This is a genomic window from Kribbella yunnanensis, from assembly GCF_039529655.1.
In the GTDB taxonomy this organism is placed as follows: Bacteria; Actinomycetota; Actinomycetes; order Propionibacteriales; family Kribbellaceae; genus Kribbella; species Kribbella yunnanensis.
Map to the genome: position 1 here is coordinate 462,588 of NZ_BAAANF010000002.1, position 22,739 is coordinate 485,326.

Below are 22,739 nucleotides of genomic sequence, written 5' to 3' on the forward strand. Positions count from 1 at the left end.
TTCCCGCTACACCTCGATGTCGCAAAATCGCTAGAGACTGTCGGTGCGGCCAGGGATGCTGGGGATGTGTATGAATGCAGGGAGCGATGCGTTCGGGCGGTGCAGTCGAAAGACGCACGGTTCGACGGGTGGTTCTTCACCGCGGTACTGACGACCCGGATCTACTGCCGGCCGAGTTGCCCGGTGGTGCCACCGAAGGTCAAGAACATGGAGTTCTACCCGAGCGCCGCCGCAGCGCAGCAGGCCGGGTTCCGCGCCTGCAAGCGGTGCCGCCCGGACGCGAGCCCGGGCTCCCCGGAGTGGAACGACCGGGCCGACCTCGTCGCCCGCGCGATGCGGTTGATCGCGGACGGCGTCGTCGACCGCGACGGCGTACCGGGGTTGGCGACGCAGCTCGGTTACAGCGTCCGGCAGGTCCAGCGGCAACTGCTGGCCGAGCTTGGTGCCGGACCACTCGCGTTGGCCCGCGCCCAACGCGCACAGACCGCGCGGCTGTTGATCGAGACCAGCGATCTACAGATGGCCGACGTCGCGTTCGCAGCGGGCTTCTCGAGTGTGCGGACCTTCAACGAGACCGTGCAAGAGGTCTTCGCGCTATCTCCAACCGAGCTCCGAGGACGACGCGGTACGACGGCAGTCGCGCCCGGCACGATCTCGCTGCGACTCCCGTTCCGCGCACCGCTGACCCCGGACAACCTCTTCGGCCATCTGATCGCAACCGGCGTACCGGGTGTTGAGGAGTGGCGCGATGGTCACTACCGCCGCACGCTGCGACTCCCGCACGGGCATGGTGTCGTTGCGCTCAAGCCGATGCCCGACCACATCGCCTGCCAACTGTCGCTCACCGATCAGCGTGACCTCGCGATCGCGATCAGCCGGTGCCGCCGGATGCTCGACCTGGACGCCGATCCGATCGCTGTCGACGAATTGCTCGCCACCGATCCGGTGCTCGCGCCGCTGATCGCGAAGGCGCCGGGTCGGCGGGTTCCACATACGGTCGATGGCGAAGAGTTCGCCGTACGGGCTGTGCTTGGGCAGCAGGTGTCGACCGCGGCTGCGCGGACGCATGCGCATCGGCTGGTTCTGCAGCACGGCGAGCCGATCGAGGACCCGGCTGGTGGGCTCACGCATCTCTTCCCGACCATGCAGGCGCTCGTTGGGTTGGACCCGGAGACGCTGGCGTTCCCGAAGTCCCGTCGTACGACGCTCACCACGCTGATCGCAACCCTCGCAGCCGGCGAGATCGACCTCGGTGCCGGGGCCGACTGGGATCGCGCTCGCGAGCAACTCGCCGCGCTACCAGGGATCGGGCCGTGGACGGTCGAGTCGATCGCGATGCGTGCGCTCGGTGATCCGGACGCGTTCGTGGCCAGCGACCTCGGCATCCGGTACGCCGCGCGCGACCTGGGGTTGCCCGAGGCCCCTAAACCGTTGACCGAACATGCCCGAGCCTGGCGGCCGTGGCGCGCCTACGCCGTCCAGTACCTGTGGGCGACCGGCGACCACGCCATCAACAAGATCCCGGAATGACTGGAGTGAGCATGCCCGACCTGACCACCGACCGCCTCCTGCTGCGACAGTGGCGCGACTCCGATCGCGAACCGTTCGCCGCGCTGAACGCGGACCCGGCGGTGATGGAACACTTCCCTCGACTGGTGACTCGCGAGGAAAGCGACGCGCTGATCGACCGCGCGTCTGCGTCGATCACCGACCAGGGCTGGGGTCTTTGGGCGGTGGAGGTGCGAGAGACTGGTGAGTTCATCGGGTTCACCGGGATGGCGGTGCCGCGGTTCGAGGCCGCGTTCTTGCCGGGGGTGGAGATCGGCTGGCGGTTGGCGAAGAGTGCCTGGGGCAACGGTTACGCGCCCGAAGCGGCTCGGGCCGTTCTCGACTTCGGGTTCGGGCCTGCTGGGATGAGCGAGATCCTTTCGTTCACTGCGGCGACCAACCTTCCGTCGCAGCGTGTGATGCAGAAGATCGGCATGATCCACGACGAGGCCGGCGACTTCGACCATCCGCGGATTCCGGCCGGCCACCGGTTGCAGCGTCATGTCCTGTACCGGATCAGCCGATGACGTACGCCGTGATGGACAGCCCGGTTGGGCTGCTGACCCTGGTCGCGACCGACGGCGGTGAGTTGGCCGGGGTGTACATGGAGCAGCATCGGCATCAACCGCCGGTGGAGACCTTTGGTTCCCGCGACGACTCCGTGCTGCCGGCCGTCGCCGAACAACTCACCGAGTACTTCTCCCACGGGCGGACGAAGTTCGACGTACCGCTTCATTTGTCCGGAACACCTTTCCAGCAACGGGTTTGGGGTGCGCTGCAGAACATCCCGTACGGCGAGATCACGACGTACGGCGAGATCGCTCGGGAGCTGGGGTTGGTTCCTGGCGCGTCACGTGCTGTCGGGTTGGCGAACGGGAAGAACCCGGTCAGCATCATCGTCCCCTGCCACCGAGTCGTAGGGTCCACCGGCAACCTCACCGGGTACGGCGGCGGCCTCCACCGCAAACAAGCCCTCCTCGACCATGAGCGTGGGGATTCGTTGTTCTGATCTTGTTTTCCGTCCCGCATCGGCTCGCTCAGATGCGGCCGGGGACGTACGGCGGTGGCTGGTCGTCGCTGCGGCCGTCTTACAGAGGAGGTGTGGCGGGGCGGGTGGGTGGCTGGGCGGGATGGCGAGGGCGGTGACCGCGTGCCCGCCGCCTGGGGCTGACGGGGGATGCACCCCACCTCCATCTCCGCCGCCGATCCACGGATGATCACTGCCACGGAGCGACAGTAGACATCCGCAAAGCGTCGTTTCGCCTTCAGCTGCTGGGGCGCGGCCCCGCCATCCCCTCAGCCACCCGCCCGCCCAGCCACACCTTCTTTTAGTCGGCCGGAGCGGCGAGGAGTCACAGCGGGCGTGGTCGGCCGAGTGGCCGGGCAACCTACGTGGTGGTGTTGGCGGTGTCGTCGAGGCGTTCTATGGCGGGAGCCTCGAGGGGTTTGCGGTTGGTGAAGCGGCGGACGATGGGTTCGGTGTAGCGGGCGGCTAGGGGGCCGAGGATTACCAGGATCAGGACGTAGGCGGTGGCTAGGGGGCCTAGGCGGGGTTCGACGCCGACCGCCAGGCCGGCTATGACGATGGAGAACTCGCCTCGGGCGACCAGGGTTCCGCCGGCTCGCCAGCGGCCTGCGGTTCCGACGCCGGCGCGGCGGGCGGCGTACCAGCCGGTGGCGATCTTGGTGAGGGCGGTGAGGACTGCCAGTCCTAGGGCGATGGCGAAGACTGGTGGAATCGCGGCGGGGTCGGTGCTCAGGCCGAAGAAGACGAAGAAGACTGCGGCGAAGAGGTCGCGGAGTGGGCTCAGGAGGTTTCGGGCGCCGTGGGCGACCTCGCCTGATAGGGCGATTCCAACCAAGAACGCGCCGACGGCTGCTGACACCTGGAGTTGCTGTGCGATGCCTGCGACCAGGAGGGTCAGGCCGAGTACGACGAGCAGCAGCATCTCGGGGTTGTCGGACGACACCGCGCGGCTGATCACGCGTCCGTAGCGGAGGGCGATGAACAGAACGATGCTGACTGTGCCGAGCGAGATCAGGAGCGTGATGCTGCCGCCGGCCAGGCCGACGCCGGCGAGCAACGCCGTCAGGATCGGTAGGTAGACCGCCATCGACAGGTCTTCGAGGACCAGAATCCCCAGCACCACAGGCGTTTCGCGGTTGCCGAGCCGGCCGAGGTCGCCGACCACCTTCGCGATCACGCCGGATGACGAGATCCAGGTGACACCGGCCAACGCGACTGCCGCGACCGGGCCCCAGCCCAGGAGTAGTGCGACGGCGGCACCCGGCAAGGCATTCAGGATGAAGTCGACGATGCCCGACAAGTACTGCGTCTTGAGTGTGCCGACCAGATCCGACGCCGTGTACTCGAGACCGAGGAGCAGCAGAAGCAGGATGACGCCGATCTCGGCGCCGGTGGCAACGAACTCTTCACTGGCTGCCAACGGCAACAATCCGCCATGCCCGAAAGCCAATCCGGCCAACAGATAAAGGGGAATCGGCGAGAACCCGAACCGGCCCGCGATCCGGCCGAGGATGCCGAGGGCAAGGATGACCGCGCCGAGCTCGATCAGCAGCATGGTGATGTCTTCGTGCATCTCACCCACCCGCGATCAGGTCGGCCACGGCGTCCACGCCTTCGCGGGTCCCGACGACGACCAGGGTGTCGCCGGTCGCGAACCGGAAGTCGGGTGCCGGTGAGGGGGTCGCGCCGGTACGGCGGAGGACCGCGACGATCGATGCTCCGGTCCGGCTGCGGGCCTGGGTGTCGCCGAGCGTGCGGCCGCCGTACGGCGACTTGGCGGTGATCGGGATGTGTTCGGTGACCAGGTCGATCTCGATCTCGTTCCGGACCGGGTCGAGTTGGTCGGGGATCAGCAGGTTCGCGAGCGCGGCCGCTTCGCCGGGATCGAGCGGGACCGAGTTCGTGCAGGCGTCGTCGTCCTCGGGATCGTGGAAGCCGAGGTAGCGCCGGCCGTCGTTGCGGACCACCACCGAGACGTGTTTCCCGCCGAGGGTGATCAGGTCGTACCGGGTGCCGATCCCGGGCAACGTCGTCTTCGTCGGGTGGGCCTGCTGGTCCATGATGATCCCAATCAAGATAGATGGCGTCTGCAACTATTATCTCAGGTCCTGACAAGCCTGTCCGGGAGTCAGGCTGTGATCTGCGCTGCAACCAGGTGCACTGCACCTCGTTGCATAGGTACGCTCACCGCATGGCACTGGAACACGCGATCCTCGTGTCGCTGACCGAGCGGACCGGCTCCGGGTACGAGCTGGCCCGGCGGTTCGATCGGTCCATCGGCTACTTCTGGCCGGCCACCCACCAGCAGATCTACCGGGTCCTGCGCCGGATGGACGAGGCCGGCTGGGTCACCCACACCGAGGTCGCCCAGGAGGGCCGCCCGGACAAGAAGGTCTACCGGATCTCCGACGGCGGTCGCGCCGAGCTCGCCCGCTGGATCGCTGAGCCGGGGGAGGTCGCGATCCTGCGCGATGCCCTCGGGGTCAAGCTGCGCGCCGCCTCGATCGGCGGGATCGACGCCGTACTGCGCGAGGTGGCGCGGCACCGGGCCGAGCACGCCACTCGGCTCGAGGTGTACCGCGGGATCCAGGCCAAGGACTTCCCGAAACCGGCCACCCTGAACGGCCGCGAACTCCATCAATACCTCGTACTGCGCGGTGGCATCCGCGCCGAGGAGTCGTTCGTGGCCTGGTGCGACGAAGTGACCGAAGCCCTCCAGGAGGAATCATGACCGCATATCCGAACCTGCTGGAGCCGCTCGATCTCGGTCATGTGGTGCTGCCGAACCGCGTCATCATGGGGTCGATGCACACCGGTCTTGAGGATCGGCTGAGCGATCTGCAGAAGCTGGCGGCGTACTTCGCCGAGCGGGCGCGCGGTGGTGTCGGCCTGATGGTGACCGGCGGTTATGCGCCGAACCGCACCGGCTGGCTGACTCCGTTCGGGTCCACGCTCAGCACTCGCCGGCAGGCGCGCAAGCATCGGCTGCTGACTGACGCCGTACATGCTGAGGGCGGCAAGATCGCGCTGCAGATCCTGCATGCCGGGCGGTATTCGTACCACCCGTTCAGCGTTTCCGCGTCTGCGCTCAAGGCGCCGATCAACCCGTTCAAACCGCGCGCGCTGTCCGATCGCGGTGTCCGCAAACAGATCACGGCGTACGTCGACTGTGCCGCGCTGGCACAAGAGGCCGGGTACGACGGTGTCGAGATCATGGGGTCGGAGGGGTACTTCATCAACCAATTCCTCGCCGAGCGCACGAACAAGCGCATCGACCGGTGGGGTGGCAGCCCGGAGAACCGCCGCCGGATAGCGGTCGAGATCGTCCGCCGGACCCGCGAACGAGTCGGGCCGAACTTCCTGATCATCTACCGGCTGTCGATGGCCGACCTGGTCGAGGGCGGTCAGACCTGGGACGAGGTCGTTGCGCTGGGCAAGGAGATCGAGGCGGCCGGGGCGTCGATCATCAACACCGGGATCGGCTGGCACGAGGCGCGGGTGCCGACCATCGTCACCTCTGTGCCGCGGGCCGCGTTCACTAGCGTGACCGCTGCGTTCAAACCGCATGTGAGCATCCCGGTCGTCACGTCGAACCGGATCAACCTTCCGCAGGTCGCCGAAGAGGTGCTGGCTCGGGGTGACGCCGACCTGATCAGCATGGCCCGCCCGTTCCTGGCCGACCCGGATTGGGTGCGCAAGGCAACGGCCGACCGGGCCGACGAGATCAATGTCTGTATCGCTTGTAATCAAGCCTGTCTGGATCACGTGTTCGCCAAGAAGAAGGCGAGCTGCATGGTCAACCCACGTGCGGCTCGCGAGACCGAACTCCAGTTGCTGCCGACCCGCAAGGCCAAGCACATCGCGGTCGTCGGCGCCGGACCGGCTGGGCTGGCCGCGGCCGTCACTGCGGCCGAACGCGGTCATGACGTCGAACTGTTCGAGGCTGACCAGGAGATCGGCGGCCAGTTCGGGATCGCGCGTCGGATCCCGGGCAAGGAGGAGTTCGCCGAGACGATCCGGTACTACCGCCGTCGCCTCGAGCTCACCGGCGTCAAGGTCCACCTGGGGCGCCGCGCGAGCGCCGACGACCTGGCCGGATTCGACGAGATCGTGCTCGCGACCGGCGTCGTACCGCGGGTGCCTGCCATTCCCGGGATCGATCACCCCAAGGTGCTCTCGTACGTCGAAGTTGTCCGCGAAGGGAAACCAGTTGGCGGCTCGGTGGCGGTGATCGGGGCCGGCGGAATCGGCGTGGACGTCAGCGAGTTCCTCACCACCGTCGAGTCGCCCACCCTCGATCTCGATGCCTGGAAGGCCGAGTGGGGTGTCGCCGATCCCACGGTCGCCCGCGGAGCACTCGCCGTACCGCAGCCGGAAGCGTCGCCGCGGCAGGTCTACCTCCTCCAGCGCAAGCCCGGCCGCATCGGCGCCGGCCTCGGCAAAACCACCGGCTGGGTGCACCGCGCCGCCCTCAAGAACAAGCAGGTCGAGCAACTCCGCGGCGTCAACTACGAACGCATCGACGACGAAGGCCTGCACCTCACCTTCGGCCCCCACCACGAAAAGCCCCGAGTCCTCCCCGTCGATACCATCGTCATCTGCGCCGGCCAAGAATCCGTCCGCGACCTCGCCGAAACCCTCACCACCGCCGGCCGCCCCGTCCACATCATCGGCGGCGCCGCCCTGGCCGCCGAACTAGACGCCAAACGAGCCATCGACCAAGCCACCCGCCTAGCCCTGTCCCTCTAGCCCGGACCCCAGCCACTCACCAAGTGCCTCAGCGAGGGCAAAACCGCCACCGGCTGAGCGTGGCGGCGGGCCCACCGCGGAGGTTGGTGAGTGGGGGCGGTCCGCCCCGCGCCCGCCCCGCGCCCGCCCCGCGCCCGCCCCGCCCCGGGCTGACCGCCTTCGCCCCGGCCTCCGACCGCCCGGACCTGTGCGCTCCACCCGCGCTCATCTGGTGGGTTCACCCATCGGGTTGTGGGTTCCCCCATCGCATGCGGGTGCAGAACCCACCACCTCGTGGGTCAACCCATCAGGTGGTGGCGAGGGGGCGTACTAGTGCACCTCGCGTCGGTGTTCTAGTGCGCGGTGGTGGTGTCGCGGTCGGCTAGTGCAATGTACGGCGTACGCGCACTAGTTGATGAGGGGTGGTTGTGATGACGAAGAGTGTGTTGATCAGCGGTGGTGGGATTGCGGGGCCGGCGCTGGCGTTCTGGTTGCGGCGGGCTGGGTTTGCGCTGACGGTGGTGGAGGTGGCGGCGGGGCCTCGGCCGGGTGGTCAGACGGTTGATCTGCGAGGCGTCTCCAAGGAGGTGGCGGAGCGGATGGGGTTGCTTCCGGCGATCAAGGGGCGGCAGCTGCATGAGCGCGGTTTCGAGTATGTGCGGGCCGATGGGCGGCGGAGCGTGGCGATGCCGGCTGAGTTGTTCGACGGGGCCGGGCCGGTTGCGGAGATCGAGATCCTCCGGGGTGACCTCGCCGAGGTTCTGGCCGAGGCAACCCAAGAGGTCGAGTACCTGTACGGCGACTCGGTCACGCAGCTCGACCAGGATGCGAACGGGGTCGACGTCACATTCGCGAGTGGGACGCGGCGACGGTTCGACCTGGTTATCGGGGCTGATGGCGTGCACTCGCGGGTACGGCGGCTCGCGTTCGGGCCGCATGAGGAGTTCGTGCAGCACCTCGGCGGTTACACGTCGTACTTCACGGTCGAGGCCCCCGAGGACCTGAACCACTGGATGAAGGTCTACACCGCCCCCGGCGGGCGCTGGGTCGGGCTGCGGCCCGATCACGATCCGCGGTTCGCGAAGGCACTGCTGAGCTTCCGCTCGCCGGTCATCGACTACGACTACCGCGATGTCGCCGCGCAGAAGGCCTTGCTCCACGAGCGGTTCAAGGGACTCGGCTGGCACACGGAACACCTGCTGGCCCAGCTGCCCACCGCGGAGGACTTCTACTTCGACAGCACCAGCCGCGTCGTCGTACCGGAGTGGTCGCAAGGCCGGGTCGCGTTGGTCGGTGACGCCGGGTACTGCGGCTCACCGCTCGCCGGTCACGGTACGGCGCTCGCCCTGGTCGGCGCGTATGTCCTCGCTGGTGAGCTAGCGCAGTCAGGCGGCGATCACCACATGGCGTTCCCGGAGTACCAGCGCAGGATGCAGGCGTACGTCGATCAGCGGATGGAACTGCCGCCGGGTGGAATCAAGATGGCGATGCCGATGACCGCGTTCGGTATCGGCTACCGGGACGCGATGATCCGGCTGATGACGTCGCGCCCGCTCGCCAAAGTCATGGGCAAGCTGACAGTCGGGAAGCCGGATGCGATCGACCTGCCGAGCTACTCAGACGGTCCACTCCGGATTGCGGCCGAGCAGGCCGAGTAGCTGATCGAACTCGGACGCCGTACCGGAGACCTTGACGCTGCGCTCGAAGGCGGCGCCGGGGCCGCGCGCCGAGTCGGTGTCGGGGATCCGGCGGGCCAGGTCGAGCGCGGCCTCGACCAGGTCGCGCGGTGGGCTGTATGGAATGCCGATCGCGCGGGCGAGGTCCCAGGCGTGCACGACGCAGTCGAGGTGATGGAAGGTCAGCGCGATGCGGCGCGGGAACGAGCCGTACTCGCGGACCTCCATCAGCCGGTCCAGCGCCCCGCCGTCGGCGAACGCATCCGCCACGGCGACGTTGGACCGCCGGTACGCGCCGGCCGGGTTGTCGCCCAGGCGGCCGCCGTTCCAGGTCTGCACGGGCGCGGAGCCGTTGATGGCCGCGGCGGCGAAGCCCTCGTTCTCGCTGACGATGTGCCGGAGCAATCCGCGCACGGTCCAGTCGGGGCAGGGCGTCGGCAGGCTGAGGTGCTCAGGCCGCACCTGCATGATGATTTCCCCCAGTGCTGCGCCGGCGCGGCGATCCAGGTCCCGGACGTCCATCCGCGTACCTCCCATTCCCCCAGCGAGCATAGGCCGCCGTACCGGGTTTGGGCAGGCAATTGCACCGAGCACAAGGGACAACCCGCATGTCAGGCACACTGTGATCATGGAGGCCGGATGAGCGAGTCGCCGTACCAGGTGATCGCCGCCGAGCTTCGGCGGCGGATCGAGACCGGCGAGCTGCAGCCGGGGGAGCGGGTCCCGTCGACCCGCAGTCTCGTACGCGACTTCGGCGTCGCCATGGCGACCGCCACCAAGGCACTGCGAGCCCTGCAGGACGAGCGCCTAGTCCACGCCAGCCCCGGCGTCGGCACCATCGTCGGCCCACCGCCACGCACAAGCCGGACACGTCCGGGCCCCGCGGCACGCAACGGCCCTGGCGTCGGCCCATCGCCACGGACCGCCCGGGCGCCCGCGCCACGGACCGCCCAGGCGTCCGCGCCACGCAACGAGCCTGGCTCCGACTCCGGATCCGGCCTTGCGTTGGATCGTGGGCAGGTGGTCCGGATGGGGATCGCGATTGCGGATGCCGAGGGACTGCCTGCGGTGTCGATGCGCCGGATTGCGGCCGAGCTCGGCGTCTCCACGATGGCCCTGTACCGGCATGTCGGCGGCAAGGAAACCCTCGTCCTGCAAATGGTCGACGCCGCCTTCGGCGAGTTCCCGCTCCCAGCCCTGTACGGCGACTGGCGCGCACGCGTGACCACGGTCGCGCAGACACAGTGGTCGGCGTACCGGGCTCACCTCTGGCTGGCCGGTGCGGTCAGTGTCGGCCGACCGCAAGTCCTCCCGCAGATACTGCCGCACACCGACGCGCTGCTGGCCGCGTTCAAGCCGTTGGACAAGACGACCGCCATGTACGCCGTGATCAGCGTCTTCGGCTATGTCCGCGGCCTAGCGCAGGCGATGGAGACCGAGGCGCAGGCCGAGCAGGACACCGGGCTGACCGCCGACGACTGGGCCGAGCGGCAGTCCGAGCAGATGGCGACCCTGATCGCGGCCGGCAACCTGACCGCGTTCCGCGATCTGCTGTCGGACGACTGGGACTTCGACTACGACCTGGACCAGCTGTTCGCGTTCGGGCTCGAACTCATGCTGGACGGACTGGCGGTCAGGCTGTAGCCGCCTTGGCCGCCGCCTTCGCTTCCTTCTTGAAAGCACGGACCTCACCGAGCGACTTGGCGTCGACCACATCAGCGATCGAACGCCGCGAACCGCGGTCGCCGTACGAGCCGGCCGCCTCCCGCCAGCCCTTCGGCTCGACACCGCGCTGCTTGCCGAGCATCGCGAGGAAGATCTTCGCCTTCTGCTCACCGAACCCGGGCAGCGCCTTCAACCGCTTCAGCACCTCGGCGCCGTCCGGCTTCGGGCGGCCGGCGGTCCACAGGTTCGCGGTGTCGCCGTCGTAGTGCTCGATGATGTGCTGCGCGAGCGCGTGCACGCGGCGGCCCATCGAACCGCCGTACCGGTGGATGGCCGGCGGGGTCACGCACAGTTCGACGAACTCCTCGAGATCGGAGGCGGCGATCTTGTGCAGGTCGAACCCGTCCATCCGGTCCGCGATCTTCCGCGGTCCCGCGAACGCGTGCTCCATCGGGTACTGCTGGTCCAGCAGCATCCCGACCAGCAAGGCGAACGGGTCGTCGTTGAGCAGCTTGTCCGCGGCCGGATCCCCGGTCAGGTGCAGTTCGCGCAGCATGCACTCATCCTGACACGGGGATCCGCGTCCGCCACAAGAGGTAGACGAAGTACGGCGCTCCAATCAGTGCGGTGAGCAGTCCAGCCGGGATCTGAGCCGGCGCGAGGAGCGTACGGCCGAGGCTGTCGGAGACGCTCACCAGAACCGCGCCAAGCAGTGCGGACACCGGGAGGATCCGACTGTGGTTCCCGCCAACCAGGGCGCGGGCCGCGTGCGGGGCGACCAGTCCGACAAAACCGACCACGCCGATCGCCGAGACCGCGGCCGCGGTCATCACGGCCGCGCAAAGCAGCATCAGCAGCCGCGTGCGCTCCAGCCGTACGCCGAGGATGCGCGGTACGTCGTCGTTCAGCGCGAGGAGGTCGAGTTCGCGTCGGTGGTGCGCGATCAGCGGGGTGAGCAAGAGCAGTCCGAGTGCGACCGGGATCACCTGGGGGAGTGTCCGGCCGTAGGTGCTCCCGGAGAGCCAGGTCATCGCGAGGCTGATGTTCCACGGATCGGTGGCGACGATCATCAGCGTGATGACCGCAGTCGCCGCCGACGAGACCCCGACGCCGATCAGCACCAGCCGATCCGAGCTCAGCCCGCCCCGCCACGACACCAGATAGACCAGCGCGAACGTCGCCAGCGCAGCGATCGCGGCGACACCGGACAGCAGCCAGATGCTTGCCGATGGCAAGATAATCAGTGTCGCCACGGCACCGACCCCGGCACCGCCAGTGATGCCGAGAATGCCCGGCTCGGCGAGCGGGTTCCGGCAGACCGCCTGGACGACCGTGCCCGCGATCGCAAGCGCGGCACCACAGAGCAGTGCGGCAAGGACCCGCGGGAAACGCTGATCGAGAACATAGGTGATGGCCCGGCCGGATCGCCCGTTGATCCAGTTGGCGATATCCCCGGTCCGCAGGAACGCGTCCCCGGCGAGCATCGCGAAGATTGCAGCGGCCACGACAAGCACGAGCAGCGCAACAGTCACGAGCAGGAAGCGCCGCTGGCTGCGAACCCCGGAGCTCGCGCCGCCGGGCGTGCGACTCGCGCCGGAATCGCGGTACCGGCGCGCGAGCCAGACCAGCACAATCGCGCCGACCATCATCGTCATGATGCCGGTCGGGATCTCGACCCCCGCCTGTCCGCCGAATGCCGCCCGCAGACTGACATCCGACAACAACACAACCAGTACGCCGGCCAGTCCGGACAACGGCAGCAGGACCCGGTGCCGGAGCAGTCCCGGGACGGCCGGTGCCATCAGTCGCACGAGAACCGGTGCGACCAGACCCACGAAACCGACTGGTCCGGTCACCGTCACGGCGGCCGCGGACAGCAGCACGGTGATCAGGGTGGTGAGGACACGCACCCGTCGTACATGCACTCCCAGTACGGCGGCGGTGTCGTCGCCGAGGGCAAGGATGTCCAGCTTGGTGGCCAGTAGCAACGAACCGATGATGCCGACAGCAACTACCGGCGCCATCTGGTTGAAGGCGTTCAGGTCGGTCTGGACCAGCGTGCCCGCACTCCAGGTGTAGGTCCCCACCGTCTCCTCGCGATAAAGCAGCATCAACAATGTGGTGATGCCACCCAGCGCCATCGCGACCGCGGACCCGGCCAGGATGAGACGGGTCGGCCCGGAGGCGCCGCCCGCGGACAATGCGAGAACGAGAACGGCAGCCGCCAGCCCACCGGCGAACGCGACACCACCGGCCGGAAGAACCGGCAGATGGATGCCGAGTGCCGCTACCACTACAACCGTCAGGTACGCCCCAGCATTGACCCCCAACGTGTCGGGCGAGGCGAGTGGGTTGCGGGCCAGCGACTGCAGACCGGCGCCGGCGACGCCGAGGGCGAGGCCCACCAGGACGCCGGCGAGCAGTCGGGGCAGCCGGGACGCGACGAGAACGTTCGCCGCGTTGTCGGTGCCCTGGCCGAACACCAGCTTGATCAGATCCCCGGCGCCGACTGTCGAGGTGCCCTGGGTGAGGTGGATCCCAGCCAGTACGACGATCGCGGCCAGCGCGATGACGAACACCCCGGCGACGCGGATCCGCCGTACCGGCTGGTGCACTGTCTCCAGTGCGGTGATGGCCTGGGTCAAGAGGTGACAGCCTTGACCGCTGCGTCGATGAACTGCTCGGTCGACTTCGGGCCGCCGAACATCCAGATGCCGTCCGGCAGCCGGTGCACGTTACCGTTCTTCACGAACGGCAGGTTCTTCCAGATCGCGTTCCCGGCCAGGTCCTTGCCGAACACGTCACCACCGTCGGCGTCGTTGGCGATGTAGAGGAACTCGCCGTCCTTCAGCTTGGTCAGGCACTCGAGATCGGTCTGCGCCAGGCCGTAGTCCTTGTCGCCACCAGCCGGCCAGGCGTTCTTCAGGCCGAGTTCGTTGCCGACGGCACCGAGCAGCGAGCCGGAGGTGTACATCCGGATCGACAGCGTGCTGCCTTCCTTGTACCCATCGACCATGGTGAACGACGTACCGGCCTTGCCCGCGTCGGTGATCTTCTGCTTGCCGGCGGCAAGGGCCTTGTCGAAGTCGGCGTTGATCTGCTGGGCTTTCACGGTCTTGCCGACCGCGCTCGCCGTCAGTTCGAGGTTGGACTTCATCTGCGGGATCGCGTTCTTCGCGTCCGCTGCGTGGACGACGAGGACCGGGACGGCCTTCTCCATCCCGGCGATCGCGCTCGCGGACTCGTCGCTGGTGGTGATCACCAGGTCGGGGTTCAGGGCAACGATCGCGTCCACGCTGGACTCGCCGCGGGTGCCGACGTCCTTCACCGTCGAGTCGAGCTTGGCGGCGGTGACCCAGGCGTTGTAGCCCTTGACGTCGGCGACACCGACCGGCATCACGCCGACCGAGATCAGGTTCTCGACCACGCCCCACTCGAGGCCGACCACCTTGGTGGCGGGACCCTTCAGGTCGATCTTCTTACCGCGCGAATCGGTGATCGAGACCGGGCCGGCCGCGCTGGTGGTCGGGTCGTCGCCGGCCGAGGCGGCGGGCTCGCTGGTCCCGCACGCGGTCAGGGCGAGCAGCGCCGCGGCGACGAAGAAGGTGGTTCGCTTCATGAAGGAGAACTTTCAGTTGGTCGGGATGCGGCTGAGGTGCTTACCGATCGGGCGGGTCGTGACCAGGCCGGTGGCCGGGTCGGTCCCTACCTCGATCGCGATGCCGTAGGTTTCGGACAGCGCGTCGGCGTCCAAGACCTCGGCCGGGGTTCCGGTCGCCCGTACTCGCCCCTGATCGAGTAGCGCGATCCGGTCCGCGACCGCTGCGGCCTGGTTGAGGTCGTGCAGTACGACGCCCACTGCGACCCCGTGGTCGTCGGCCAGGTCACGCATCAGGTCGAGGATCTCGATCTGGTAGCGCAGATCGAGAAAAGTGGTCGGTTCGTCGAGCAGCAGGACACCGGTGTCCTGGGCCAGACAGGTCGCGAGCCACACGCGTTGCAGTTCGCCACCGGACAGTTCGTCGACCGCGCGATCGGCCATCCGGGTGACCCCGGTGACCTCCATCGCGTGCTCGATCGCCCGGTGCCCGTCCGGATCGTCACCGCGCCAACGGCCTCGGTGCGGATGGCGCCCGTACCCGACGACGTCGCGGACACTCACGCCGTTCGGCGTCGGACGCGACTGCGACAACAGGGTCACCTTGCGGGCGAACTCCTTGGCGGACAAGGCGAGCGCGTCCCCGCCGTCGGGGAACGTGATGCTGCCGGACTCCGGCTGATGCAGCCGGGCGAGCGCCCGCAGCAAGGTCGACTTGCCGCTGCCGTTGGGCCCGACCAGCGCGGTCACACTGGCCGCCTGGATCCGCAGCGACGCCCCGTCGACCACGCGCTGTCCGTGATACCCCAAGCACAGTTCGTCACCGGCCAGCCCCACCGCGTCGCGCATGGAGCAAAGCATAGCCTTACCTAATTTGTCAGCTACCCGGCTACGTACTGCTCTACGTACCGGTGCGGTTGTCCGCGCCGCACCCCCGATGGTCTCGTGAGCCAATGGGCAGGCTCGTGGTGACCGCGTTCATGAGTGTCGACGGGGTGGTCCAGGCCCCCGGTCTGCCCGACGAGGACCCCGACGGCGGCTTCACCTTCGGCGGCTGGACCCAGCCGTACGCCGACCCCGCGCTCACCCGCTTGATCACCCGCTCGGTCCTGGCCGCCGACGCGCTGCTGCTAGGCCGCCGTACCTATGAACTCTTCGCCAACTACTGGCCAACCGCTGACCCAGCCGACCCAAGAACCGCCCGACTCAACGAGCAACCCAAGTACGTCGCCTCCTCCACCCTGACCCACCTCCGCTGGAACAACACCACCCGAGTCGAAGGCAACCTCGCCGCCGTAGTCACCGACCTCAAAACCCGCCACTCCGAAATAGGCCTCTGGGGCAGCACCACCGTCGTCCCCCAACTCCTGCACGCCGACCTGGTCGACGAATTCGTCCTCCTCGTCCACCCCCTCCTCCTAGGCCCCGGCAAACGCCTCTTCGACTCCACCCCGCACCTCCCCCTCCACCTCACCGAAACCACCACCTACGCCACCGGCGTAGCCCTCCACACCTACCAACGCATCCCAACCGTCAAGGGAGAAACAGCATGAAGCTCCGTCGCACCCTCGCGCTGATGACCGCTGTCGTCGCCACCTCCGCCGGCCTCGTCGCTGTCCCGGCGCACGCAACCACCCAGGAGAGCTGCAGCGCTCACAACACCCGCGTGAAGCTCAATCGCATCATCCGGCTGATCCGGTGCGCGGACATGCCGGACTCGTACGGACGGATCAAGTGGTACGCCGAACTGATCAACGGGTCCCAGGACGAGACGGTGATGATCCGCTATCGCGGCCGGGACGGCTACATCGACTGGGACGCGACGGACTTCGAGGGCTACGCACACACCCGGCTGTACTGGGGGAACGAGAACGAGCTTCAAGCCTGTGCCTCCCTCTACAACGACGGCTTCTACTGCGCCTGGACGGCCAACGACGTCGGTTGATGGCGTCGGACCGCTACGCTGAGTGGTGACGAGCTCAGCGGAGGTGGCGATGGAGCCGGTGTTCGCACCTGGTGTGCCGGAAGCGGTACGGCGGTTGTACGGGCATCGGCCGGAGTTGTTCGTGGCTGCGGACGGGCCGCGGCCTAAGCGGCAGACGTGGTGGTCGGTGGCGCCGGCGAACACGTTGGGGCAGTTGCTCGTGTGGGTTGCAGTGTGGGTGGGCGGGTGGCTCCTGGCGGTGATCATCATGGCGGGCACGTTGCCGGCTGAGGTCGCGGTGTGGATCTCGGTCGCGTTGGCGGGGATCGCCGTACTCGCGACCGGCGGAGTGCTGGTCAAGTCGATGGTCGAGGACCGGGGGCACAAGGCGGTCCGGGTGCAGCACGGGTCGTACCTGCTGCCGGGGGATTTCGACGACGCGGCGGCGCGGTTACTGGGGCGGGCGCAGCGGTCGGTGAAAACGGTGCTTGAGGCAACAGTTACCCGGCGCGGTCTGCTCGACGACATGCAGAACGAACTGGTCCTGCCCGAGCAACTGTGGGACATCGCGCAGGTGCTCCGCGAGCAGACAGTCCTCCGCGCCAGGCAGCGCGACGTCGCTCGCGGGATGGCGACCGCCGAGCTCGACACCGTCCTCGGCCCGCAACGCCGCGCACTCGCGCTGTCGGTCGCCGCCATCGAACGCAAGGTCGACCTGCTCGAGCGCTACGCTCACCGCGTCCGCTCCGCCGACGCCGCCCTCCGCGCCGAAGCCGCCCTCGCCGACGGCGACCGCTACATCGAACTCCTCGCCCGCACCGAACCCGTCGGCGACACCACCGTCGTCCAAGGCTTCGCCGACGAGGCCAGCGCCCTCCGAGACACCTTCACCCGCTCCATCAACGCCGCCCGAGACGCCGGCCGCACCTTAGCTCTCCCTGAGAGCTGACCGACCGACCCTGCAGGACGCCGGCCGCATCTTGGCGCTCCCCGAGAGCCGACCTACCGACCCTGCAGGAGTTCGGCCTCCGCCTCGGGCGACAGGCCGATGTCCAGTGGGGGTTCACCGCGGTCGTGGTCCCAGGCTCGGAGGTCGGCGAGGGTTTGCTTCAGCGGGGTGACCGGCATGCCGGCGGCACGGGCCTTGGATGGGTCGCGGCGGCGGGCGGGCCACACCTCCTCGGGCTCGACAAGCGGGAAACGCTCCGGTACGGCGTCAGCCGGAACCTGCACGAGTTCGACCGAGCTGCCGGCGAGCTCGGCTGCCGTGGTGATCAGTTCGACGATGGTGCTCTCCGGGCCGATCGCATTGAACGCACCCGCCCGATCATCGGTGATCAGCTGCACCACGAGCCGCGCGAGATCCCGGCTGTCGATGAACTGCAGCGGCTGCTCAAGCGAGGTTGGTACGGCGACACGCCCGCCCCGCGCGCCACGCCGTACCCAGTAAAGAGCGGTCACGGACGAGTCGCCCGGACCGGTCACGCGCCCCGGACGCACGAGGGTCGCGCGGTCGCCGTACCGCTCCAGTACGTCGTCCTCGCAGGCGACCTTGCACCGCCCGTACGTCTCATTCGTCAGAACGTCGGACGCGCGCAACGGAGCCTGCCGAGGGGCATCCTCGGTCGTCCCAGCCGGCAGATCCCGCACGTAGACCGCATGACTCGACACGAACACGTACCGCCCGACGCGATCCCCGAGCACGTCCATCGCCTCGTCCACCTGCTTGGTCTGATACCCGCTGAGATCGACAACCGCGTCCCACTCGCCGGACCTCAACGCTCCGTAGTCCCCAGCCTCTCGATCACCGACCAGCTGCACCACCTCACCCGGCAGCGCGGTCCCACTCAACCCCCGACTGAACGACGTCACCTCCGCCCCATGCGCCAGCGCATCCTCCACCACCGCGCGCCCGACAAACCCGTTCCCGCCCAACGTCAGAATCCGCATCCCGCGACGCTAGTCCGCCGCCCCGGCACCCCGCGACCGAATTGTCCCCGCAAGAACAGGACGTATACCCGCGCCAACCCCCAGCGCCGCGCTCAGGCGGGCCGCTGGCGCGGTCCAGTGGGCGTATACGTCCTGTCGTTCGGAGGGTGGGGGCCTCTAGGCTCCACCCATGATGGAGCGGACTGTGGTGGTTGCCGGTGGCACCGGCGGGCTGGGGCGGGCGGTTGTGGAGGACTTCCTCGCGAGTGGGTGGCGGGTGGTGGTGCCGGGGCGGTCGGAGGAGTCGCTGGAGCGGCTCGGGGCAGATCCGGCGCTGACGCCGATCGTGGCTGATCCGTTCGATCCGGCCGGGGTGGCTGATGTGGTCGCACTGGCCACCGCCGAGGTCGGGGCGCCGGTCCGGGCCTTGGTGAACCTGATCGGCGGGTTCGCGCAGGGGGCGCGGGTGCACGAGACCCCGATCGAACAGTTCGAGGACCAATTCCGGCTCAACCTGCGACCGACGTACCTGATCACCCAGGCGGTCCTCTCGCACCTGATCGCGGGCGGCGGTGGAGCAATCGTTTGTACGTCGAGTCGTGCGGCGATCAAGCCGTTCTCCGGGGCGGCGGGGTACATCTCGTCCAAGGCCGCGCTGCTCGCCTTCGCCGATGCCCTCCACGTGGAGTACGCCAAGGACGGCATCCGGGTGAACACGGTCCTGCCCGGAACCATCGACACCGCGGCCAATCGCAGCGCCATGCCGAACGCCGACACCAGCGGCTGGTCCCCGCCGGAACGGATCGCCGGCGTCATCCGGGCCCTGGTCGAAACCGAAGGGTTTGCCGGCGGCCATCACCCCGTATGACAACCGAATCACCCTGTAACACGTCTGGAGATGTAGAGGTGTGGTTCAACGATGCACACTGACTGGGGACGGCGACAGGGGAGTCGATGGGGAGACACTCGCACACGGCGGTCACACGGCCACGCTCGGTACCGAAGGTGCTGGGCCTGACCCTGCTGGGTGCGTTGTTGCCCGGAATCGGACTGATCGTCGGCGGGCGCCGGAAGATCGGTGCGTTCGTCCTCACCATCACCCTCGGCCTGGCCGGTCTCGGCGCGTACGTCGGCCTGACCCGTCGCGAGGAGGTTCTGACGGCCGCCGTCGATCCCAGCTGGCTGCTGACCACCTCGGTCACGATGGCGGCCATCGCGCTGCTCTGGATCATCGTGATCGTCGCGTCGCACCGATCGTTGCGTCCGGCAACGGGCCGGGCCGGTGGCCGGGCGATCGGCGCGACGTTCGTCGGCGTGCTCTGTTTCGCCATCGCGGCTCCGACGGCGTTCGCCGTACAGACCGTGCTCGCGCAGCGGACGCTGGTGCAGGACGTGTTCGTCGCGCAGGGCGAGAGCAAGAGCGCGACCCGGCCGAAGACGGTGAACGTCAAGGACCCGTGGGAGGACAAGCCGCGGCTCAACCTGCTGCTGCTCGGCGGTGACGACGCCCCGAGCCGCGAGGGCGTCCGCACCGACACGGTGATCGTGGCGAGTATCGACACCAGGACCGGCAACACCTCGCTGATCTCGATGCCGCGGCAGCTGACCTTCATGCCGTTCCCGAAGGACTCGCCGCTGTACAAGAAGTACCCGAACGGTTTCGGCAAGGAAGGGCTCAGCCTGGAAGGCCGGCTGGAGTGGATGCTGACCGCGATGTACCAGAACATCCCGGACGCGCACCCCGGCATCCTCGGTCCCTCCGACAACGAGGGCGCCGACGTACTGAAGCAGTCGGTCGGTGAGGCGACCGGGCTGAAGATCGACTACTACCTGCAGGTGAACCTGACCGGTTTCCCCGAGCTCGTGAACGCGCTCGGCGGGATCACCGTCAATGTCAACGAGCGAGTGGCGATGGGCGGGGTCAGCAGTGCGCACATCCCGCCGAAGGAGTGGATCGAGCCCGGCCCGAAGCAGCACCTGGACGGGCGGCACGCGCTCTGGTTCGCCCGCGGCCGGTACAACGCCGACGACGACCAGCGGCAGATCCGCCAGCGCTGCACGATCAAGGCGATGGTCGACGCGGCCGACCCGGCCACGCTGGTCACGAAGTACCAGGCGATCGCGAAGGCCGGTCAGCACCTGCTCCGGACCGACATCCCGCAGGAGTTGCTGCCGGCGCTCGTCCAGCTCGCGCTCAAGGTCAAGTCGGGCACGGTCGCGAACATCAACCTCGATGTCTCGAAGCTCAAGATGAAGTACCTGCATCCCGACTACGAGGGGATGCGCGAGGCGATCGAGAAGGCACTCGAGCAGCCGGCGCCGCCCGCGACGCCGCCGGGCAAGACCCCGCCGAAGACCACGAAGCCTCCGTCGGACACCAAGACCACGCCGCCGCCGACCCAGGACCTCGTCGACGCCTGCGCCTACCAGCCCGAGGGCGACCAGCCCAGCTGAGTTAGACCGGGACCTCGCGGCCGAAGAGCGCCTTCGCGACGGCGGCGAGGTGCGGGGTGAGGTCGGCCTCGGTGGCCTTGGTCAGACTCGGCGTACCGACGGCGGTGCGGAGGATGCCGATGCCGAGCAGCCAGGCGCCGAAGAGTTCGGTCCGGAGATCCTTGTCATCGTTGCCCTCGGCAAGCTCCGAGAGAACGCCGAGATAGCCCTCGCAGACCTGTTGGCGGACGCGGTCGCGCATGTCCTCGTGACTGGCCGAGCGGAGCATCGCGATCAGCGGGTGCTCCCCGGCGTACTCCGCCCAGTCCTCGAAGACGAGCTGGTGCAGGAGCTTGGCAGGCAACTCCTCGACCGGGCCATCGGGGAGTACGACGGCCTCCTGTGAGGTGGCCATCGCCTCGCCGAACAGACCCGACTTGGAACCGAAGTACCGGAACACGAGGGCCGCGTCCACCCCGACATCTCCGGCCACGTCGCGGACCGACGTCCCGTCGTACCCATCGCGGGCGAAGCGCAGCCGCGCGCATTCCAGCAGCCGGGCGCGGGTCGCCTCCCGGTCCCGCTTCCGCCCAGGGTGCTCGGTCATCCGGCCTCCAAGTCATCGAGTGTTGACATCGTACTCGGCGGCTGACTAGCCTCTAAGTCACCGATCGATGACTTGAGGAGCTGGGCGATGCGGAACGTGGTGGTGGCCGGCGGTACGACGGGGATGGGGCGCGAGATCGCGTTGCACTACCTGCGGCAAGGGGCGCGGGTGACGGTGATCGGCAGTACGCCGGAGCGCGGGCGGGCGTTTCTGGCCGACGCCGCGGGGTTGGCCGGGGAAGCGGGGTTCGTGGCCGCGGATCTGATGTCGATCGCGGAGAACCGCCGGGTGATCGCGGATGTCGAGAGTCGGCACGAGGCGCTCGATGCGTTGGTGCTGACGGCGATGCTGCCGTTCCTGAAACGACGAGAGACGGTGGACGGGCTGGAGGCGACGTTCGTCCTCTACTACCTGAGCCGCTTCCTGTTGAGCTACGGCCTGACCGGACTGCTCGAACGCGGCGAGACGCCGATCATCACGAACATCGGCGCAACCGGGATCACCAAGGGCGCGGTGCAGTGGGACGACCTGCAGAGCACGCGGAAGTACAGCGTCGTCAGGACCATCCTGTCGGGCGGCCGGGCGAACGACCTACTGCCGATCCACTATCTGCAGAACCACCCGGACGGACGAACCAAGTACTTCGGCGTCCAGCCGCCATTCACGCGGTCGGGTACCAACCACCTCCCACAGCCGTTCCGGACGATCACTCGTGCACTCGGCGCAGTCCTCGCCAAGTCACCGGCCGAGAGTGTGCGCGACACGCTCGCCGTGATGGACGCCCAGCCGACCGAGCGCCTGATCCTGCGAGCAGTCGGTACGCCGGTCGATCCCGCCCTGCCAACCTTCGACCCGGCCAACGCACGTCGCCTGTACGAATTGACGGCACCGCTGATCGCCGAATCCTTGCGCGGGTGAGTGTCGATCTGGCGTTCGGTCGCTCGACGTGAGAGTAAGAGACCGACCGAAAGGGACACCCATGCGCTACATGATCATCAACAAGGCCGACGCAGACAGCGAAGCCGGTAAGTTCCCGGCCCCATCCGTGATGGAAGGCGTCGGCAAGGTCGTCGAGGACCTCTCGAAAGCCGGCGTCCTCCTGTTCGCCGAAGGCGTCCACCGCAGCTCCCTCGGGGCCCGCGTCAGCGTCGCCGACGGTCGCCGTACCGTCACCGACGGCCCCTTCGCCGAGACCAAGGAGTTGATCGGTGGCGTCATGGTCGTCGAGGTCCGCTCCCGCGACGAGGCAGTCGAATGGGCCGCCCGCCTCGCCGAAGCCCTCGGCAACGAGGTAGAAGTCCGCCGAGTAGTAGAAGAAGCCGACTTCGCCCCCGAGTCAGACCTCTACACCCCCTAAACCCTCGTCACCTCTCCCACCTCAGCCCTCTCCCACCCACCCTTCGCCCCCAAAGAGCAGCCCCCCGCCCCCCAACACCCCCGCTGCTCTTTGTGCGCCCAGCTCATCTTTGGGAACCCACCAACCATCTCGAGCTCCCGAAAATGACTGGTGGGTGCCCAAAGCTGGATCTCGTGCACAAAGAGAAGGCGGCCCACCTTTGGGGGCGAAGGGGGTACGGCGGGAGGGGGTACGGCGGGAGGGGGTA

General features: G+C 68.1%; 23 protein-coding genes. 14 read left to right on the forward strand and 9 right to left on the reverse strand.

Annotated features, from left to right (window positions below; translation table 11 throughout):
* Positions 1-99: 99 nt before the first annotated feature.
* The 3 genes from ABD231_RS03675 to ABD231_RS03685 are packed head-to-tail and all read left to right on the forward strand — an operon-like array spanning position 100 to position 2,557.
* Positions 100-1,530 carry an AlkA N-terminal domain-containing protein gene (locus tag ABD231_RS03675; protein ID WP_344145121.1) on the forward strand — a complete coding sequence of 477 codons (1,431 nt, stop codon included), beginning with the start codon at positions 100-102 and terminating at the stop codon, positions 1,528-1,530.
* A complete protein-coding gene (locus tag ABD231_RS03680; RefSeq protein WP_344145123.1) occupies positions 1,527-2,075 on the forward strand; it encodes a GNAT family N-acetyltransferase in 549 nt (182 codons plus the stop codon). Before ABD231_RS03675 ends, ABD231_RS03680 begins: the two co-directional genes overlap by 4 nt.
* Positions 2,072-2,557, forward strand: a complete 486-nt coding sequence (locus ABD231_RS03685) for a methylated-DNA--[protein]-cysteine S-methyltransferase (protein ID WP_344145125.1) — start codon at positions 2,072-2,074, stop codon at positions 2,555-2,557. The genes ABD231_RS03680 and ABD231_RS03685 overlap by 4 nt, the downstream gene beginning before the upstream one ends.
* 379 nt (positions 2,558-2,936) lie before the next feature.
* Here the strand turns inward: ABD231_RS03685 and ABD231_RS03690 are convergent, their stop codons facing one another.
* Both ABD231_RS03690 and ABD231_RS03695 read right to left on the reverse strand, forming a co-directional pair.
* Entirely contained in the window at positions 2,937-4,148 is a 1,212-nt protein-coding gene (locus tag ABD231_RS03690) for a cation:proton antiporter (protein WP_344145127.1), read from the reverse strand.
* A gap of 1 nt (position 4,149) precedes the next feature.
* A complete protein-coding gene (locus ABD231_RS03695; RefSeq protein ID WP_344145129.1) occupies positions 4,150-4,635 on the reverse strand; it encodes a cation:proton antiporter regulatory subunit in 486 nt (161 codons plus the stop codon).
* A 131-nt stretch (positions 4,636-4,766) separates the two neighbouring features.
* Between ABD231_RS03695 and ABD231_RS03700 the strand changes: the two genes are divergently transcribed.
* From ABD231_RS03700 to ABD231_RS03710, 3 genes are all read left to right on the forward strand, one after another.
* On the forward strand, positions 4,767-5,306 hold the full coding sequence (locus ABD231_RS03700) for a PadR family transcriptional regulator (protein ID WP_344145131.1): 540 nt from the start codon (positions 4,767-4,769) through the stop codon (positions 5,304-5,306).
* The gene (locus ABD231_RS03705) at positions 5,303-7,324 is read left to right on the forward strand and encodes an oxidoreductase (RefSeq protein WP_344145133.1); all 2,022 of its coding nucleotides are present in this window, start codon (positions 5,303-5,305) and stop codon (positions 7,322-7,324) included. The genes ABD231_RS03700 and ABD231_RS03705 overlap by 4 nt, the downstream gene beginning before the upstream one ends.
* Positions 7,325-7,734: 410 nt before the next feature.
* The gene (locus ABD231_RS03710) at positions 7,735-8,961 is read left to right on the forward strand and encodes an FAD-dependent monooxygenase (RefSeq protein ID WP_344145135.1); all 1,227 of its coding nucleotides are present in this window, start codon (positions 7,735-7,737) and stop codon (positions 8,959-8,961) included.
* Here ABD231_RS03710 and ABD231_RS03715 read toward each other — a convergent pair.
* The gene (locus ABD231_RS03715) at positions 8,920-9,501 is read right to left on the reverse strand and encodes a TIGR03086 family metal-binding protein (protein ID WP_344145137.1); all 582 of its coding nucleotides are present in this window, start codon (positions 9,499-9,501) and stop codon (positions 8,920-8,922) included. The genes ABD231_RS03710 and ABD231_RS03715 overlap by 42 nt on opposite strands.
* Positions 9,502-9,618: 117 nt before the next feature.
* Between ABD231_RS03715 and ABD231_RS03720 the strand changes: the two genes are divergently transcribed.
* Positions 9,619-10,623 (forward strand): GntR family transcriptional regulator, encoded by a 1,005-nt coding sequence (locus ABD231_RS03720; RefSeq protein WP_344145139.1) that lies wholly within the window; start codon positions 9,619-9,621, stop codon positions 10,621-10,623.
* On the opposite strand, the gene ABD231_RS03725 is transcribed toward ABD231_RS03720, so the two are convergent.
* From ABD231_RS03725 to ABD231_RS03740, 4 genes are read right to left on the reverse strand one after another with little or no spacing between them, the layout of a single operon-like run.
* On the reverse strand, positions 10,613-11,200 hold the full coding sequence (locus ABD231_RS03725; RefSeq protein WP_344145141.1) for an HhH-GPD-type base excision DNA repair protein: 588 nt from the start codon (positions 11,198-11,200) through the stop codon (positions 10,613-10,615). The two genes, ABD231_RS03720 and ABD231_RS03725, sit on opposite strands and share 11 nt — an antisense overlap.
* Before the next feature lie 4 nt (positions 11,201-11,204).
* A complete protein-coding gene (locus tag ABD231_RS03730) occupies positions 11,205-13,289 on the reverse strand; it encodes an iron ABC transporter permease (protein WP_344145143.1) in 2,085 nt (694 codons plus the stop codon).
* Entirely contained in the window at positions 13,286-14,263 is a 978-nt protein-coding gene (locus tag ABD231_RS03735) for an ABC transporter substrate-binding protein (protein WP_344145145.1), read from the reverse strand. Before ABD231_RS03735 ends, ABD231_RS03730 begins: the two co-directional genes overlap by 4 nt.
* Before the next feature lie 12 nt (positions 14,264-14,275).
* Complete coding sequence (locus ABD231_RS03740) at positions 14,276-15,091, reverse strand: ABC transporter ATP-binding protein (protein WP_344145147.1); 816 nt, start codon at positions 15,089-15,091, stop codon at positions 14,276-14,278.
* Positions 15,092-15,195: 104 nt separating this feature from the next.
* Here ABD231_RS03740 and ABD231_RS03745 point away from each other — a divergent pair, with 104 nt between their 5' ends.
* Genes ABD231_RS03745 through ABD231_RS03755 form a run of 3 tightly spaced genes read left to right on the forward strand, consistent with a single transcriptional unit; the run spans position 15,196 to position 17,115 of the window.
* Positions 15,196-15,795, forward strand: a complete 600-nt coding sequence (locus ABD231_RS03745; RefSeq protein WP_344145149.1) for a dihydrofolate reductase family protein — start codon at positions 15,196-15,198, stop codon at positions 15,793-15,795.
* Entirely contained in the window at positions 15,792-16,187 is a 396-nt protein-coding gene (locus ABD231_RS03750; RefSeq protein WP_344145151.1) for a hypothetical protein, read from the forward strand. Before ABD231_RS03745 ends, ABD231_RS03750 begins: the two co-directional genes overlap by 4 nt.
* 25 nt (positions 16,188-16,212) lie before the next feature.
* A complete protein-coding gene (locus ABD231_RS03755) occupies positions 16,213-17,115 on the forward strand; it encodes a hypothetical protein (RefSeq protein WP_344145153.1) in 903 nt (300 codons plus the stop codon).
* A gap of 53 nt (positions 17,116-17,168) precedes the next feature.
* Here ABD231_RS03755 and ABD231_RS03760 read toward each other — a convergent pair whose 3' ends face one another.
* Positions 17,169-18,116 (reverse strand): NAD-dependent epimerase/dehydratase family protein, encoded by a 948-nt coding sequence (locus tag ABD231_RS03760; protein WP_344145155.1) that lies wholly within the window; start codon positions 18,114-18,116, stop codon positions 17,169-17,171.
* Positions 18,117-18,285: 169 nt separating this feature from the next.
* Between ABD231_RS03760 and ABD231_RS03765 the strand changes: the two genes are divergently transcribed.
* Complete coding sequence (locus ABD231_RS03765) at positions 18,286-18,963, forward strand: SDR family NAD(P)-dependent oxidoreductase (RefSeq protein WP_344145157.1); 678 nt, start codon at positions 18,286-18,288, stop codon at positions 18,961-18,963.
* A gap of 137 nt (positions 18,964-19,100) precedes the next feature.
* On the forward strand, positions 19,101-20,549 hold the full coding sequence (locus ABD231_RS03770) for an LCP family protein (protein ID WP_344145159.1): 1,449 nt from the start codon (positions 19,101-19,103) through the stop codon (positions 20,547-20,549).
* 1 nt (position 20,550) lies between these two features.
* Here the strand turns inward: ABD231_RS03770 and ABD231_RS03775 are convergent, their stop codons facing one another.
* On the reverse strand, positions 20,551-21,135 hold the full coding sequence (locus tag ABD231_RS03775) for a TetR/AcrR family transcriptional regulator (protein ID WP_344145161.1): 585 nt from the start codon (positions 21,133-21,135) through the stop codon (positions 20,551-20,553).
* Between the two features lie 87 nt (positions 21,136-21,222).
* Here ABD231_RS03775 and ABD231_RS03780 point away from each other — a divergent pair, with 87 nt between their 5' ends.
* Both ABD231_RS03780 and ABD231_RS03785 read left to right on the forward strand, forming a co-directional pair.
* The gene (locus tag ABD231_RS03780; protein WP_344145163.1) at positions 21,223-22,053 is read left to right on the forward strand and encodes an SDR family NAD(P)-dependent oxidoreductase; all 831 of its coding nucleotides are present in this window, start codon (positions 21,223-21,225) and stop codon (positions 22,051-22,053) included.
* Between the two features lie 61 nt (positions 22,054-22,114).
* On the forward strand, positions 22,115-22,492 hold the full coding sequence (locus ABD231_RS03785; protein WP_344145165.1) for a YciI family protein: 378 nt from the start codon (positions 22,115-22,117) through the stop codon (positions 22,490-22,492).
* The last annotated feature ends 247 nt before the right edge of the window (positions 22,493-22,739 follow it).

Bases quoted from the DNA above. Each gene is read 5' to 3' on its own strand.
- ABD231_RS03685 (WP_344145125.1), top strand. From the start codon at position 2,072: ATGACGTACGCCGTGATGGACAGCCCGGTTGGGCTGCTGACCCTGGTC.
- ABD231_RS03785 (WP_344145165.1), top strand. From the start codon at position 22,115: ATGCGCTACATGATCATCAACAAGGCCGACGCAGACAGCGAAGCCGGT.
- ABD231_RS03780 (WP_344145163.1), top strand. From the start codon at position 21,223: ATGCGGAACGTGGTGGTGGCCGGCGGTACGACGGGGATGGGGCGCGAG.
- ABD231_RS03695 (WP_344145129.1), bottom strand. From the start codon at position 4,635: ATGGACCAGCAGGCCCACCCGACGAAGACGACGTTGCCCGGGATCGGC.
- ABD231_RS03680 (WP_344145123.1), top strand. From the start codon at position 1,527: ATGACTGGAGTGAGCATGCCCGACCTGACCACCGACCGCCTCCTGCTG.
- ABD231_RS03775 (WP_344145161.1), bottom strand. From the start codon at position 21,135: ATGACCGAGCACCCTGGGCGGAAGCGGGACCGGGAGGCGACCCGCGCC.
- ABD231_RS03710 (WP_344145135.1), top strand. From the start codon at position 7,735: ATGACGAAGAGTGTGTTGATCAGCGGTGGTGGGATTGCGGGGCCGGCG.
- ABD231_RS03700 (WP_344145131.1), top strand. From the start codon at position 4,767: ATGGCACTGGAACACGCGATCCTCGTGTCGCTGACCGAGCGGACCGGC.
- ABD231_RS03740 (WP_344145147.1), bottom strand. From the start codon at position 15,091: ATGCGCGACGCGGTGGGGCTGGCCGGTGACGAACTGTGCTTGGGGTAT.
- ABD231_RS03720 (WP_344145139.1), top strand. From the start codon at position 9,619: ATGAGCGAGTCGCCGTACCAGGTGATCGCCGCCGAGCTTCGGCGGCGG.
- ABD231_RS03705 (WP_344145133.1), top strand. From the start codon at position 5,303: ATGACCGCATATCCGAACCTGCTGGAGCCGCTCGATCTCGGTCATGTG.
- ABD231_RS03690 (WP_344145127.1), bottom strand. From the start codon at position 4,148: ATGCACGAAGACATCACCATGCTGCTGATCGAGCTCGGCGCGGTCATC.
- ABD231_RS03715 (WP_344145137.1), bottom strand. From the start codon at position 9,501: ATGGACGTCCGGGACCTGGATCGCCGCGCCGGCGCAGCACTGGGGGAA.
- ABD231_RS03750 (WP_344145151.1), top strand. From the start codon at position 15,792: ATGAAGCTCCGTCGCACCCTCGCGCTGATGACCGCTGTCGTCGCCACC.
- ABD231_RS03725 (WP_344145141.1), bottom strand. From the start codon at position 11,200: ATGCTGCGCGAACTGCACCTGACCGGGGATCCGGCCGCGGACAAGCTG.
- ABD231_RS03760 (WP_344145155.1), bottom strand. From the start codon at position 18,116: ATGCGGATTCTGACGTTGGGCGGGAACGGGTTTGTCGGGCGCGCGGTG.
- ABD231_RS03735 (WP_344145145.1), bottom strand. From the start codon at position 14,263: ATGAAGCGAACCACCTTCTTCGTCGCCGCGGCGCTGCTCGCCCTGACC.
- ABD231_RS03745 (WP_344145149.1), top strand. From the start codon at position 15,196: ATGGGCAGGCTCGTGGTGACCGCGTTCATGAGTGTCGACGGGGTGGTC.
- ABD231_RS03765 (WP_344145157.1), top strand. From the start codon at position 18,286: ATGATGGAGCGGACTGTGGTGGTTGCCGGTGGCACCGGCGGGCTGGGG.